At 60.0% G+C, this 14,155-nt stretch carries 12 protein-coding genes; 6 read left to right on the plus strand and 6 right to left on the minus strand.

What is annotated here, in order from left to right; translation table 11 throughout:
- Positions 1-488: 488 nt before the first annotated feature.
- Positions 489-2,480 carry a CocE/NonD family hydrolase gene (locus tag AC04SH_RS32315; protein WP_488577823.1) on the minus strand — a complete coding sequence of 664 codons (1,992 nt, stop codon included), beginning with the start codon at positions 2,478-2,480 and terminating at the stop codon, positions 489-491.
- A gap of 75 nt (positions 2,481-2,555) precedes the next feature.
- Positions 2,556-4,118 carry an ABC transporter substrate-binding protein gene (locus AC04SH_RS32320; RefSeq protein WP_488577824.1) on the minus strand — a complete coding sequence of 521 codons (1,563 nt, stop codon included), beginning with the start codon at positions 4,116-4,118 and terminating at the stop codon, positions 2,556-2,558.
- Between the two features lie 103 nt (positions 4,119-4,221).
- On the opposite strand from AC04SH_RS32320, the gene AC04SH_RS32325 reads away from it, so the two are divergent.
- The 4 genes from AC04SH_RS32325 to AC04SH_RS32340 all read left to right on the plus strand — a co-directional run bounded on the left by AC04SH_RS32325 (position 4,222) and on the right by AC04SH_RS32340 (position 6,192).
- Positions 4,222-5,043, plus strand: a complete 822-nt coding sequence (locus AC04SH_RS32325) for a helix-turn-helix domain-containing protein (RefSeq protein ID WP_488577825.1) — start codon at positions 4,222-4,224, stop codon at positions 5,041-5,043.
- Between the two features lie 20 nt (positions 5,044-5,063).
- Entirely contained in the window at positions 5,064-5,177 is a 114-nt protein-coding gene (locus tag AC04SH_RS32330) for an FAD-linked oxidase C-terminal domain-containing protein (RefSeq protein ID WP_488577826.1), read from the plus strand.
- A 305-nt stretch (positions 5,178-5,482) separates the two neighbouring features.
- Positions 5,483-5,887 (plus strand): DUF982 domain-containing protein, encoded by a 405-nt coding sequence (locus AC04SH_RS32335; RefSeq protein WP_488577827.1) that lies wholly within the window; start codon positions 5,483-5,485, stop codon positions 5,885-5,887.
- A 20-nt stretch (positions 5,888-5,907) separates the two neighbouring features.
- On the plus strand, positions 5,908-6,192 hold the full coding sequence (locus AC04SH_RS32340; RefSeq protein ID WP_010914487.1) for a DUF982 domain-containing protein: 285 nt from the start codon (positions 5,908-5,910) through the stop codon (positions 6,190-6,192).
- 139 nt (positions 6,193-6,331) lie between these two features.
- Here AC04SH_RS32340 and AC04SH_RS32345 read toward each other — a convergent pair whose 3' ends face one another.
- From AC04SH_RS32345 to AC04SH_RS32360, 4 genes are all read right to left on the minus strand, one after another.
- Positions 6,332-7,303, minus strand: coding sequence for an acetylxylan esterase (locus AC04SH_RS32345; protein ID WP_488577828.1), 972 nt, complete (start codon positions 7,301-7,303; stop codon positions 6,332-6,334).
- A 217-nt stretch (positions 7,304-7,520) separates the two neighbouring features.
- The gene (locus AC04SH_RS32350) at positions 7,521-8,618 is read right to left on the minus strand and encodes a polyamine ABC transporter substrate-binding protein (protein ID WP_010914485.1); all 1,098 of its coding nucleotides are present in this window, start codon (positions 8,616-8,618) and stop codon (positions 7,521-7,523) included.
- Positions 8,619-8,758: 140 nt separating this feature from the next.
- On the minus strand, positions 8,759-11,134 hold the full coding sequence (locus AC04SH_RS32355) for an aminotransferase class III-fold pyridoxal phosphate-dependent enzyme (protein ID WP_488577829.1): 2,376 nt from the start codon (positions 11,132-11,134) through the stop codon (positions 8,759-8,761).
- A 174-nt stretch (positions 11,135-11,308) separates the two neighbouring features.
- Positions 11,309-12,208: a LysR family transcriptional regulator gene (locus AC04SH_RS32360; RefSeq protein WP_488577830.1), complete on the minus strand. Its 900-nt coding sequence runs from the start codon at positions 12,206-12,208 to the stop codon at positions 11,309-11,311.
- Between the two features lie 294 nt (positions 12,209-12,502).
- Here AC04SH_RS32360 and AC04SH_RS32365 point away from each other — a divergent pair, with 294 nt between their 5' ends.
- Together AC04SH_RS32365 and AC04SH_RS32370 are read left to right on the plus strand one after the other, a co-directional pair.
- The gene (locus AC04SH_RS32365) at positions 12,503-13,144 is read left to right on the plus strand and encodes a GntR family transcriptional regulator (protein WP_488577831.1); all 642 of its coding nucleotides are present in this window, start codon (positions 12,503-12,505) and stop codon (positions 13,142-13,144) included.
- 90 nt (positions 13,145-13,234) lie between these two features.
- Positions 13,235-14,086, plus strand: coding sequence for a transporter substrate-binding domain-containing protein (locus AC04SH_RS32370; protein WP_488577852.1), 852 nt, complete (start codon positions 13,235-13,237; stop codon positions 14,084-14,086).
- Positions 14,087-14,155 lie beyond the last annotated feature (69 nt).

Raw genomic sequence — 14,155 nt, forward strand, 5'->3', positions numbered from 1 at the left:
CGACCAAAAGTCGGGGGTTTGGGGCGCTCACAGCGTCGTCTCAGCCAAGTGTTGGCGACCACCCGCAGCTAACCCCCGGAAATGTCGGAGCTATTCTGATACGGTTGAAAACCCCGAAAAACGGGGGGACTGGATGGTGGGCCCGGAGGGTCATCGTTTTCGACAAGAAATCAATACGTTAGCGGATGGTTCGCCAACCCGTTTCCCTCGTATTCTCTCGTATGGGCTGGTGAACCTAAGGACGATGAACGAGATTAATTCCGGGCTTGGGGAAATAGCGGCATCTCGGATTTCGGGAGTATCGAGCAGAAATCGGAGTTGGAGCAGCTCCATCCGATTACGAACTCACGTCACCATTAGTTCACGCGTTGGTAGAGCCGCTTGCGCATCGATTCGGATGCCTTACTCGGTTGGGGTGATGCCGGTGTGCCGGCGAAACACCCGGCTGAAATGCCCGGCATTGCCGCAGCGCGGCGATAGGCGATCTATTACATGTGGTCACGCGGGATGCGGGAATTGCGCTCGCGCTCAAACATCTTGCGGCCGTCATCCAGTGCTTCGATCCGTTCCGACACCACCCATTCGGTCGCCGTGCAGGAGAGATGCGTGGTGCAATGGCTCTGTGTTCGCCAGCCTTCCCGCTCGGCATGGCACGTCCAGCGGATCTCTGCCGTCAGCGATAGCGGGTTATCGGGCGCTGTCGACCATACCTCCTGCCGGATGTCGCGCGTGCACAAGCCGTTGCCCGGATGGCGGCTAAGACCTGTATCCTGGTGCACTCGGTAGCGCGTCACGCCATTTTGCAGATCGCGTTCAACAGAGCGGCCCGACGATCCGTCCGTCAAGACCTCGTAACGGGGCAGAGGATCGGGATTGGATGGCTGCGGGATTTCGACCCTGCGATGCTCGCCAAGCGGTGGCAGCTCCAATCGCAGCGTGGCAAGATCGATCGTCAGCGTCGCGTCGCAGGGCGGCGGCAGGATCGTCGGCCAATAGGCGCTCGACAAGGACAGACGCAGACGGTGGCCGGGCGCAAAACGGTAGCCGCACGCATCGAGCACCAACTCGATTTCGACCGTCTCGCCCGGCTTCAGAGGCTGTGGTTCGGCATTGCCGCTGCGATGCGCTAGATTGAGCACACCGTAGCTGACGCGCGTCGCCACACCGTCGGGATGGACGTCGACGAGCCTGACGGCAAGGTTGGCAAAGTTGGCATCACTGGAAAGCGACAGCTTTGCGAGCGGCTGGCCAAACACGACGCATTCCTCAGCAAGGACGGCGCTGTCGAAGGTGATCGATCCAGCATCGTCGATACGCTGGTCGCCGGCCATTTCCGAATCCGGCTTCAGCGTGAAGAACTCTCCCGCAGCGGTGCCCGTATCCTGAGGAGAGTGCAGGAGGGTATTTCCTTCAGCACGCGATGAATTACACCGAGCAAGCCTGCCCGAGGCGTCCAGGCTAAGGACGAGTGTGTCGGGAACGTCCCATCTGTCCATGGCAACCCAATAGCCCGGGTCGGTCTCGCGCCGGCGGCCGGGTCGCGGCCCGTCCAGGATATAAGCACGCAGCCTCGGCGTATTCTCCACCTCGTTGTCTTCTGCGCACAGCCAATGCCGCCACCATGAAATTGCCTCGGCATGAAAATCGACGCGGGGCTTCGGATAGGCGAAATGCGGATACTTGTGAACCCATGGACCGATCAGGCCCCAGGCCATTTCCGGCATCCCGGCGACCGCCTTCAAGGGCGTGTTGCGGTAGCCGTCGGCCCATCCGGCAATCACCAGTGCGGGAACGGAAAAACCGTCAAAGTCCTCGCAGATCGAACCGTGACGCCAGAAGTCGTCGCGGCGTTGGTGGGACAGCCACTCCTCCATGAAGAACGGCTCGCCTTCCAGGCGCTCAAGCCACATGTCGCGCCAGCGTTCTCCGACGAGATCGGGATCGGGGGACCGCGACTGGAAGGCAGTCATCGTCCCCGCCCATGACAGTTGCGCCGATAGATGCGCGCCGTTCTTGTAGTGGATGTCGTCATTGTAGCGGTCGACGGTGGACGACAGGGAAATCACGGCCTTGAGAGCTGGTGGTTTGAGAGCCGCGACCTGAAGCGCGTTGAACCCGCCCCAGGAAATTCCCATCATGCCGACATTGCCGTTCGACCAGTCCTGCGCAGCGATCCATTCGATAACCTCGACGGCGTCGGCTAGCTCGCGCGCGGTATATTCGCCATCGATCACGCCGTCGGATTCTCCGCAACCGCGAATGTCGACACGCACGCCCGCGATGCCGGCCGCGGCGAAGACCGGATAGGTGGACTCGTCACGCGCGGCGGTGCCGTTGCGTTTGCGATAAGGCAGGAATTCGAGCACAGCCGGCACCCCGCCAGGACCCGTTTCGGGCATCCAGATGCGCGCGGCGAGCCGGGTGCCGTCTTTCAGGACGATCCACTCATTTTCAATGACACGGACATTCCTGTTCGTCATGCGATCAACCACAAAACCTCCACGCGGTGGCAAGCACACTATCCCGCCGCCGGAAAGGCACGATCATTTCCCGGTTCAAGCCTCCAGCCAGACCCGGCTGGCGATGCGGCCATTGGAAAAGTCATTGCCAATATCGGGAACAAAACCCTTGAGATGGCTCGTGCAGGCGTTGATGAAGTCGTTGAACACCGGCAGTATCAGGCCGCCCTCATCTCGCACCATCAGCGCCATGTCACGGTAGAGTACGCGCCGCTTGGTCTCATCCAGTTCACCGCGCGCCTGAACCACCATCTTGTCGAAGTCGGGCCGCTTGAAGCGGGTGTCGTTCCACTCCGCGTTGGAAACGTAGGACGTGGAATAGCGCGCATCCTGCGTCGGACGACCACCCCAAAAGGAGGTGCAGAACGGCTTGACGTTCCAGACTTCCGACCAGTAGCCGTCACTCGGCTCGCGCTGCACATTGATCTTGATACCGGCCTTTTCCGCGCTCAATTGGAAAAGCTGGGCCGCATCGACTGCGCCGGGGAACGCCGCTTCCGAGGTGCGCAGCAGGATTGGATCTAGAAGGCCGGACTTCTTGAAGTGGAATGCAGCCTTGTCGGGATCGTAATTGCGCTGCTCTATGTCGGCAGGCGCGAGCGCATAGTTGGCGTTGATCGGGTAATCATTGCCAATGGTGCCGAACCCGCCCAGAACCCCCTTGAGGATAGCCTCGCGGTCTATCGCATATTTGAGCGCCAGACGCAGATCATTGTTGTCGAAGGGCGCGGTGTCGCAACGCATCAGGAAGGAATAGAACCCCTTGCCGGAGGTGCGCAGGATCTCGACGCCCGGAACCCGCTTCAGCAGCGGCACGATCTTGGGTTCGACGGTGCTGATGAAATCGACCTGACCGGACCGCAAGGCGCTGGTCCGCGCGGTCAGGTCGTTCATCACGGTAATAAGCACGCTGTCGACGTAGCCCCGGTCCTGGCGCCAGTCGTCCTCGTTTTTTTCGAAAGCGGCGCGAATACCCGGCTCGAATGCAGCCAGCTTGTAGGGACCGGTGCCGATCGCTGCCGCAGGTTTTTCCACGCCACCGCCCGGCTGTATCTGAAGATGATAATCCGTAAATATCAGCGGCAGGTCAGCATTGGCTTCCTTCAGCGTCACCACCATGTCGCCCGAGCGTTCCTCGATGCGGTCTATCCCGGACAGCAGGCCGAGTGCGCCCGATTGCGATTTCTTTCCGGCGTGGCGGCGCAAGGTCTCGACTGCATCGCTAACGGTAAATGCCTTGCCATCGTGGAAACGAACGTCTTTGCGTATCTTGAACGTCCACTCCTTGGCGTCGGCCGACGGGGACCAGGATTCGGCCAGCGAGGGAACCGCCGCGCCCGTCTTGGGATCGGATTCGACCAGCGTATCGCCCCAGCAATGCGCGATGACAAAATTGACGCTGGCGGACGCCAGGGCCGGGTCCAGCGTATCGGCGGAGGCGCCGCCATCGAGTCCGAGGCGCAACTGTCCGCCGCGCACCGGCGTTTGCGCCGCGGCCGGCGACGGCAGCGAGCCGGCGGCTGCGACAAGGCCCAGAGCAACCCCCGCTTGAAGAAGATCACGGCGTGAGAGACTCGATAACCTGCTGGAAGCGCTCATTGGGTTCCCCTTGGAGTGAAGCCTTGTGGCCGATACTAGGCCGAGCCCGGGTCAGCGCAATTTCGTCGCTTGAAGCGTTTTTAAGCGAGTTTATACTGGCTCCATGAGCAAGCCATGGGCCAATTTCAGCAACAACCTGAGGCTTGCCTGCAGCACCCACAGATCGGTATCCGATCTATGCCGCACCATCGGTATCAACCGGCAGCAGTTCAACCGCTATCTCAATGGAGGAACCCTTCCTTCCGCCCATAATCTCCTGACGATCGCGGCAGCCTTTGGCCTCGAACCAGTCGATTTCGACCTTCCTCCGGGCGTGTTCCGCAGCAAATTGGGCGAGCGGCGCCGACACGCCGACCTTACAGGCCCGCTAGCGGATGCCTTTCCGGGCGACCTGCATGCACTCGAACCCTATCTCGGATTCTACCAGGCGTGGCACACATCGCTGTCCTGGCCTGGCCGGATCGTCTGCGCCTGCGCTCACCTGCGCGAAAATGGCGGACAAGTTCTGGTTTCCTCGCTTGAGCGCATCGAAGATGCCGAAAACGGCATCGTGCAGCGTTCACGGTACGTCGGGCTCGCGGCGTATCGCCACGAGCGCATCTTCCTGACGGAACTGACGCGCGGCGAGGCCCCTACCTTTGGACAGACGATCCTCATGCCGTTCGAAACGTACCAGCGGCGTTACCTGCGGGGCATTACTATGGGCATATCGTGGCGAGCCAACAATCTGCCCTACGCCACCCGCACCGTCTGGCACTATCTGGGGAAACGCGTCAACAAGAGGAGTCTTATATCGCGTTGCGGCATCTATGCGCCCAATTCCGCAACACTACCCCCGGCCGTGCTGTCTTTCCTGACCGAGGCCCAGCCGGTTGCCGCCGCGCCTGTGCAGGCACCAAGACCGGATCGCCGAGCGCCTCCCTGAGCCGCGACAGGGTGCGGCTCATGCGGGCGATCAAGACAGCACTTGATCCTCACGGGATCATGAACCCGGGTAAGGTCGTCGCCAACCGTCCGCCGTTCCTGGACAATACGTTTAAAGAAGGATGCGCGAAGTGAGTACGATCATCTAATGTTCCACTCGCGATCGAGCGGCGGGCAGGCAAGTCACCAGTACTGGCGATGTGCGAGCACGCTTCCTATACAAACCGGCACGACGCGCGCGGAGTTTCTGAATTGCGCTGACCCGTGCCGGAAGGCTGGTCCTCACCTCGGTGTCTGTCCAGCGTGAAGCTGAGGACAGTTCGGCGCCCGGCCAGCGTTCGTGCACGTATAAAAAGCCACATACCCAACACGGCTTCGCGAGTCGGGTTCGCTCGTACGGGCGGGCCATTTTTCTCTGTTGGAGACCCCCGTCTGAGCCCTTGACGATCAAAATCCACAAACCCATATCGCTCGCTGGGCGGGCCGCTGTCGGTCCCAGCCCATTAAAAATTCAGTTGTTCGTTCGACTTGGAGGATCCTATGAACGATCGGATATTCGACAGCTCCGTTTTCGTGAAGAATGGGAACCGTCTCGTCCAGGAAATCGCTTGTATCGAGGACGCCCTGGATTTTCCTACGAGTGGCCCAAGAGCAGACGCGGCACCATTTATGAAACCGCGCTGCGCGCCTGCCAGCGAACCTTCGACAGCGACTATCCGCTGACGGCCGCCAGGGAGGCCTTCTGTGGCTTCGCAAAGTCGGCCAATATCCATGAGGAAGTGACCACTGCCTTGCCTTGGATGGTCCGCGGCAATCGCGGCCAAGGTGGCGGAGTGGTCGCTTAAGTTGCCTGAGGGAGGTCGCCATGCTGTCCAGCTCCTTCGAAAAGCCGGTCCGCGTCTGGGTCGGACTGGGCTTTCCCCGTCAACTGAACACTGTCGCCGACGCCTACCAGTTCGCCGTCGATTGGTGCGGCAACAGCCCGGAACAGAAAGCAGCAATTCGCGCTTGCAAGGCCGCCTTGGCGGGTGATGTCGATAGTGAAACGGCAAGAGGCATTTTCGTCGCCTTTGCCCGCAAGAAGGACATCCTTGTGGAGGATGAACCAATGCCTTTCGGGAGCGGCAGAGCTTCACCAAGGCATGTCTGATCAGGGGCAGAGGCGGCGTTCTACGCCGCCTCGTCCGCATAGCCTCCTTAAGCGGCACGACCCACCTGACGTCAACGCCGCTCAATACAAATGGCCGGCGCGAGCCTGCGATGCCGCGAAACGTGCTGGGCAGCCAACATCAGCCGACACCGAACAGCCTGCTGAGCCACGTCATCTGTTGGCGCTCCTGATAGCCCTGCCCGCCCTCGTGGTTGTTGAATTCGTACTCTGTGATGGTCTTTTCGCCTGCATAGGCATTGAATGCGCCATACACGGTAGAGGGCGGGCAGACTTCGTCCATCAGGGCCACCGAAAACAGCGCCGGCGCCTTGGACCGCCGGGCGAAGTTGACGCAGTCGAAATAGTTGAGCGTTTCAAAGACTGCCGCCTTCTTTTCGCGATGCTGGGCCAGAAAACGAACGATTTCCAAATAGGGATCGCGCACGGCAGTCTGCACAGCGCGCGGAAAGTCGCACAGAAATGGCACGTCGGGCATTACGGCCTTGACGCGCGGGTCGATGCCGCCAACGGCGAGCGAAATACCGCCGCCCTGACTGTCACCGCAAACCGCGATGCGTTCGGGATCGACGAAGTCCAGTCCGAGCAGAGCATCTATCGCCCTCACGGCATCGGTGAACAGGCGCCGGTAATAGTAGTCATTCTTGTCCAGCACGCCACGCGTCATAAAGCCGGGAATTGACGAGGTCGAGCCGACGGGATCGGCGGTCTCACCGACGCTCCAGTCGCTTCCCTGCCCGCGTGTATCCATTCGGAAATAGGCAAAGCCTGACGCCGCCCAATGCAGTTGCTCATGCGCCAAGCCGCGGCCGCCGCCATAGCCGATGTACTGCACGACGAGGGGGAGCCGTCCCTCGTGATGCGTCGGCAAGATCAGCCATCCTTTGATTGGATGACCACCGTATCCCGGAAGGGTGACATCGAAGGACTGGACCGCCGTCAGGGTCGTCTGCGCCTGCACGATGCTGACCTCACCGCCGGCCTGGCGGGCCTCGGCGATGGTCGACGTCCAGAATTGGGCAAAGTCGTCCGGCATGCCGGCACTGCTGACATAAGCGCCCAGTTCGGGCTGGATTAGATCCGGGAACGGCATTGTTCCTCCCTATTTTAATTCGAAGCAAAGTCGGCGATTTGATATGGATGGCTCCGCATTCGGATCCGCCCGCGGGTGTGAATCTGCGCGTTACCCGCCAAGAGATTCCGGCATGTCCCCGCCATTCTTCTGCGCATGCCTGTCAGTGTGGCGACAGACCCGCACCTCGGGGCGCCGCTGGAAAAATGGGGCGGCGACCGCCCCATCCATATCCCGTTTAGCTGCCCGTCTTGATCTGCGTCCAGAGGCGGGTGAGGACGCGCTGCTCCTTGGATCCGTACGGAGAAATCGTGAAGAGCTTCTTCAGCGTTTCCTGCGGCGGATAAACCGACGGGTTCTTCAACACCGCTTCGTCGATGAACTTCTGCGAGGCGAGATTGCCGTTGGCCGTCTGGACATAGTTGGTTGACTTGGCAATGACTTCCGGCCGCATCAGGTAGTTGATGAAGGCGTGCGCCTCATCGACATGCTTGGCATCGGCGGGGATCGCCAGGTTATCGAACCACATATAGGTGCCTTCCCTGGGGATCAGGTATTCGACGTTGACCCCGTTCTTGGCTTCCTTGGCGCGGTTCTTGGCCTGCAGCACATCGCCCGACCAGCCGATGCTGATGCATTTATCGCCATTCGCCAGATCGTTGATGTAGGAAGAAGAGTTGAAGGTGCGGACGTAGGATCGGATTTTCGTGTAGATGTCACCGCCGGCTTCGAGGTCCTCTTTCTTCTTGCTGTCGCCGTCCTTGCCGAGATAGTTCATGGCAACGGCCACGGTCTCCTCCGGAGCATCGACGATATTGATGCCGCAGTCCTTTAGTTTGGCCGCATTCTCTGGCTTGAAGAGCACGTCCCAGCTGTCGATCTGCACGTCGCCGAGCGCTGCCTTCACCTTGTCGACATTATAGCCGATGCCGGTGGTGCCCCACATATAGTTGACGGCATATTCGTTGCCCGGGTCATACTTGGCCAGGCGAGCCATCACGTCGGGCCACATGTTCTTGAGGTTCGGCAGCTTGGACTTGTCGAGCTTCTGGAACACGCCGGCCTGAATCTGGCGGGCCAGGAACGGTCCGGTCGTGACAACCACGTCATAGCCGGAGCCGCCGGCAAGCAACTTGGTTTCAAGAATTTCGTTCGAATCGAACGTATCGTAGACGACCTTGATGCCGGTCTCCTTGGTGAAATCATCAAGGATGGAACTGTCGATATAATCAGACCAGTTGTAGACGTTGACGACCTTGTCCTGCGCCAACGAGACGCCTGCGGAAAACAGGACGGCCGTCATCGTGACAGCCAGTCCGAGTAGTTCCTTCTTCATGAAGATTCTCCTGTTGTGGCGCCCGCCATTCTGGTGGCAGGCCGTTGCTCCATTCTCGAAGGCAAGGAGAGTGGCGTTGCCCTCCCCTCCCGATTGTCTGCGAGACTGTCACCCGTTCTCCAGCAAAGGCATTGGCGGCCTCATTGGTGCTTTCTCAAGCTGTCATCGAAAGCGTTGACGAGGATGTCGACTTCGCCGCGCGACCAAATCAGCGGGGGGCGTAACTTGAGCGTGTTGGGCGTGCCTTTCCCGATGAGGATGTTGCGGGCAAGCATGTCGTCGATGAGTCGCTCGGTCAGTGTGATGGCCGGCTCCTTGGTCAGGCGATCCGTCACCAATTCCACGCCAGTCATCATTCCAAGCCCGCGTACGTCGCCGATCACGGGGTGCTGTTCGGCCAGGCGCCCAAGCTCCTGGCGCAGATACTCGCCGATGGCGGCGCCCCGCTTGATCAGGTCCTCTCGCTCAAGGACATCAAGCACGGCCATGCCGGCCGCGCACGCGACGGTATTGCCGCCGAATGTGCTAAACAACAGCGGGTAGGTGCCATTGAGGAACCGCTTCATCAATTCCGAGCTGAGAATGACGACGCCAAGGGGGTGGCCGTTTCCAACCGGCTTGCCCATTGTTATGAAATCGATGTTTTCGTCCTTGAGCCCGTTTGCCCGGAAACCCCAAAAAGTTCCCATGCGGCCACAACCGGCCTGCACCTCGTCCGCGATGACGAATCCGCCCGTCGCCCGGACCTTTTCCGCCACAAGATTGAAGTAGTTTTCAGGCGCCCGCAGCACCCCGCTCGAACACAGGGCAGTGTCGACCATGAATGCCGCCGGCCTGTGGCCTCTTTCGCGCAAGGCGGCTATCGCCCTGTCGGCGTCGGAAGCATATTTCGCTGCCGCTTGGGGGTCGCGGGAAAAAGGGCCCCTATACATATCCGGGGCCGTCAGGGTCTCAATGCGTCTGGGGTGCTCGTCAGCGGGAAGATGACGCCAGCTTTCATTGGAGAGGGCCGTCGTCAGTTCCGTGCATCCATGGTAAGCTTGGTCAATTATCAGACCCCCGTCCTGCCTGCTGAGCGACATGGCTATCTGCATCGCCAGGTCGTTGGCTTCGCTGCCCGAATTGACGAAGATGCAGGTGTCGAGGTGATCAGGCAAGTCGGCGGTCAGGCGCGCCGCGTACTCGACAGCCACGTCGCACATATAGCGGGTATTGGTGTTCAGCGCGCTGGCCTGACGGTAGATCGCTTTCGCCACGTGCGGATGACAATGACCGATCTGGGGGACGTTGTTGTAGACATCCAGATAGGCGGTGCCATCGGCAGCATACATCCAGGCTCCGCGGGCGCGGGTGATGTGCAATGGCATGTTGTAGAAATGCCATATCGGTCCCAGGTGAGCTCCGCGCTCGTCCCTGAGCACGTCATAGTCAGTTGCGAGGTGCTCGCCATCTTTGCTCATGGCGCCATACACCGGAAACCGGCATGCCTGACGAAGCCGCCGGACCGCCTGCGCACGACCTTGACGGCTCAGCAACTCCATCATCCGAGGGTAGCGGCCGGCGTTGTCGATATGCGGGATGCCGGCTTCATCGGTGGCTTCTCTCGCTTCCACGATGACGGTGGCCATGGCCAGCCGCAGGAGCAGCGCGTCGTAAAGGAGATCGATCTCGTTTTCTTCGAGCGGGTATGTCGAATCGAAACCAGATGTCACGTCGCAAAGGTAGGCGATCGGATCGTCATCGAAGTCCGCGAAAGTCTCTGAAGCGGTCACAATGTCCGCGACAATGGAATTGTGGCCCATATCGCCAAAATCGATGATGCCCACCGGCGATGTGCTGTCGTTGGGATCGACCAGGACATTGCCGCTATGCGAATCCTGATGCACGACTTGACGACGCGTCTTCGACAATTGGGGTAGGGTATAGCGCTCGGCGCGCTCGAAGATTTCCTCGCACAACTGCCGAAGCGTGGCGTCGGAGATCTTTGCTATCTGCGGGCGCAAGGCCAGGGCACGTGAAATGTCCCAGAGGTGCGCATTGCTGCCTGCGTAGGGATGAAAAAAATCCCGCAGCGCGTATGCTAGCCGCCCTACCATCGCTCCTATGTTGAACCGAGTGGCGGCGGAAAAGGCTTCCTCAACCTGCTCCATGATCTTCCCCGGAAGGAAAGTAAGCACACGCACCATGTGCCGGGAGCCGCGCTCGTCCTCGATCCATTCATATGGCGCGCCGGCGAGGGAGGGAACGACCCGAGGCACCGGCAGAGACGGATCGCGCTCGAAGATATGGTTCAGGGCTTTGACCTGCATATCCACGACGCCTTCAGGTTCGCCTATGTTGGATATCTTGACGACGACGTCGCGGCCATCGGCGCCCTCGATCCGCCACGACAGATCGCGCTCGGAGGCCAGTTGCCTGTACGTCCCGTCGATCCCGTACCGGGTTGCCACGAGGCGCATGGTCGCTTCCGGCGAAAAACCAGGAAGGTTGCGAAGCAGCAGAGCGTCCGTGCTCATTCCATACCTTAAGGCCAAATATCGACATCCGACGTTGCAACCACGTCGAAGTTGCACGTTTGGCAGGGAAGTCCGCAGGTGGCATTTTTGCGCTGCGCTTCGCCAAGCCGTGCGAGAGGCTAGACCGCTATCGGCGTGGCAAGAATATCATTCAGAGAACCGATACATTGGTTTTTACAAATGCATCCGGTGCGCCCTGATGATCGCGTCGCGGACATAGGCGACGTTGGCGGCCTGCTCGCCTGTTCGCATGGCGACCTCGATGTCGGCGGAATAAGCCTCGTCGGCTATGGGAAGTCGGCGAAGACGCCCCTGCTGTTCGAACACGCGGGCAAAATGTATCGGCAGGACCCCGAGGTAGGCGCCCGACAGAACCATCAGGAGCTGCGCCTCAATATCAAAGGCTACCCGGTTCGCGGCGGCGGTGTCGAAGCGATGACGCCGAATCCCATACCAATATCCTCTCTCTACCCAGGGATGGCCGTAGCATTCCGCACTCGTAATTATCTCGTCATTTCGGCAAAACAACGGATGCGCCGAACCGCAAAATACCGCGTGCTCTTCTTGGTAGAGGATCTGGTATTGCACGCTTGCGACTTTGATGTCGGAGCCACCTATCCCAATGTCTATTTCGTTTTCCGCCACGGCCTTCGTTATGTCGTTGGGGCGCATGATCTTGAGATCTAGCTCGATTTCCGGCGCAGCTTTGGAAAGCTCGGCAATTGCGTCGGCAAGCCGGAAACTTGGGTCGGTCGCCAGGCAGTCGACAATGCCGACGCCGACCTTTCCCGCCAAAGCGCTTCTGACACGCGAAAGCCGGGCCGAACCGGCGTCCAGCATCCCGGTGATTTCCATACTTATTTCGTAAACCCGCCGCCCTTCCTCCGTCAGCGAAAACCCGCGACGCCCCCGTTCGCACAACTTCACGCCGAGCCGCTGTTCAAGCGCCGTCAGATGGTTGGAGACCGTAGGTTGGCTAAGCGACAGTTCCATCTGAGCTGCAGACATGCCGCCGTTGCGGACCACGCTTTCAAAGACACGAAACAGATGGAGATCGGAGCCCGATATCTTCATGAAGGCAGATTGCACCAAATGTATTGGATGGCAATTCGGGCAGACGTACACGGGTGATGCAGCGTGCAAACGGTCATTTCCCCCGGGAGGCGGCCGACGCTGTGATTACCCTGCTGGGAACAAACGGCTGCCCGTGCCTACGAAGGGGCGATGATCGCCCTTCCCTTGCCTCCTCTCCGGCTCCACCCCTACCGGGGTATTGACGTCTCAAGCAAATCCGGATTTGATGATACGTGGATACAAAAATACTTTCCGGGGTGCCAAGTGCCAGCAGCCTTCTCCGTGGAGCCACGCATGTCCGCCACTGCAGAGGAAGAGGCGTACAGCCATCTTCAGCGGGCGCTTCGCCTCGGTCGTTACAAACCGGGTGAACGGCTAGTCCCCGAAGAGATTGCTGCCGAGATCGGTATGAGCCGCATGCCTGTGCGGGAAGCCTTTCGGCGCCTGGCTTCCGACGGACTGGTCGTTCTGCGCCCCAATCGGGGATGCGTCGTGGCCGGCCTCACGGTTGATGAGCTTTACGAGATCTTCGAAATACGTTCGGTTTTGGAAGGACTCGCCGTCAGGCTGGCGATGCCACGGATCGATGAGGACGCGCTCGAAGAATTCGAAAACCTGCTCGATCGCATGGAACGCGCCGGGCAGAGCGGCAGCAGCGACTGGGTGGTACGACATCAGGAATTCCATGGCCGGATCTGTGCGCTCAGCAGGAGGCCCAAGCTCATCCACCAGATCTCGGCGCTGCACGTGGTGATAGAGCCATATATGCGGATTTGGTTCGATGACGCCGACAAGCCGCTTTCCGCGCGCGAGGAGCACGCCGCCGTGATCGCGGCTTTGCGCTCCGGCGACGGACGTCATGCCGAAGAGGTTATGCAAGATCATATTCTCGGGACAGCACCGCTGCTGGCCGAGTTTGTGAGTGCGAGCCGGTGAAACAAGCGGCCGGACAGAAATGGCCTCGAACCGGCAATGCGGCCGGGCGCAGGAACAGTTCAATCAGCCTATCAAAAAAAGGGGAACCAAATGAAATTCAGTCGTTTGGCCGCAGCTGCGGCTGTACTCAGCATGTTCGGCTTCGTGCACACAGCGTTGGCCGAAGACGCGCCCAAGGCCATAACCATCGCCACGGAGGGCGCCTACGCTCCGTGGAACTTCACCAACGCGGACGGCAAGCTCGACGGACTGGAAATCGAGCTCGCCAACAATCTATGTGAGCGGATGAAGGTCAAATGCACCATCATCGCTCAGGACTGGGACGGACTTATTCCTTCGCTGAAGGTCGGCAAGTTCGATGTAATCATGGCCGGCATGTTCATCACACCGAAGCGGCTCGAAACCATAGACTTCACCCAGCCTTATGCGGTCGATCCGGGTGGATTCGCAGTTGCCAAGGACAGCGAGCTTGGCAAGCTCGGTGTTTCCGCGGAGAAGTTCAATCTGGACGACGAGGCTGCTTCCAAGGCCGAGATCGAGAAATTGAAGCCGATGTTGAAAGGAAAGGTGGTCGGCGTACAGGCGGCCACGATGATGCTCGATTTCGTCAAGAAGTACTTCGGCGACACGGTGGAAATCCGCGAGTACAAGACCACTGAGCAACATGACCTCGACCTCGCCGCCGGCCGCGTCGACGCTCTTTTTGCGCAGCGGACGGCGCTCGCCGCGACACTCTCAAAACCTGAATTCGCCGATTACACCCTCGCCGGACCGGGCTTTGTGGGCGGCATTTTCGGCCGCGGAACCGGCGCGGGGTTGCGCAAGGAAGACACCAAGCTCAAGGAGATGCTGAATGCGGCAATCGACGGTGCAATCGCCGACGGTACCATCAAGCGCATCTCGGAGAAGTGGGTGAAGACGGATGTGACTCCGGTCAAGTAGGCGCGGGCGGACCTGCCCGGCGGAGCGGCGCGAGCCGTTGCGTCGGGCAGAGCGCTGAAAGGCTAGGAC

It is taken from the genome of Mesorhizobium sp. CNPSo 4688, from assembly GCF_057784295.1.

Coding starts and splice junctions, on each gene's coding strand:
- AC04SH_RS32350 (WP_010914485.1), bottom strand. CDS start 8,618: ATGAAGAAGGAACTACTCGGACTGGCTGTCACGATGACGGCCGTCCTG.
- AC04SH_RS32360 (WP_488577830.1), bottom strand. CDS start 12,208: ATGAAGATATCGGGCTCCGATCTCCATCTGTTTCGTGTCTTTGAAAGC.
- AC04SH_RS32325 (WP_488577825.1), top strand. CDS start 4,222: ATGAGCAAGCCATGGGCCAATTTCAGCAACAACCTGAGGCTTGCCTGC.
- AC04SH_RS32370 (WP_488577852.1), top strand. CDS start 13,235: ATGAAATTCAGTCGTTTGGCCGCAGCTGCGGCTGTACTCAGCATGTTC.
- AC04SH_RS32320 (WP_488577824.1), bottom strand. CDS start 4,118: ATGAGCGCTTCCAGCAGGTTATCGAGTCTCTCACGCCGTGATCTTCTT.
- AC04SH_RS32355 (WP_488577829.1), bottom strand. CDS start 11,134: ATGAGCACGGACGCTCTGCTGCTTCGCAACCTTCCTGGTTTTTCGCCG.
- AC04SH_RS32315 (WP_488577823.1), bottom strand. CDS start 2,480: ATGACGAACAGGAATGTCCGTGTCATTGAAAATGAGTGGATCGTCCTG.
- AC04SH_RS32340 (WP_010914487.1), top strand. CDS start 5,908: ATGCTGTCCAGCTCCTTCGAAAAGCCGGTCCGCGTCTGGGTCGGACTG.
- AC04SH_RS32345 (WP_488577828.1), bottom strand. CDS start 7,303: ATGCCGTTCCCGGATCTAATCCAGCCCGAACTGGGCGCTTATGTCAGC.
- AC04SH_RS32330 (WP_488577826.1), top strand. CDS start 5,064: ATGCGGGCGATCAAGACAGCACTTGATCCTCACGGGATCATGAACCCG.
- AC04SH_RS32365 (WP_488577831.1), top strand. CDS start 12,503: ATGTCCGCCACTGCAGAGGAAGAGGCGTACAGCCATCTTCAGCGGGCG.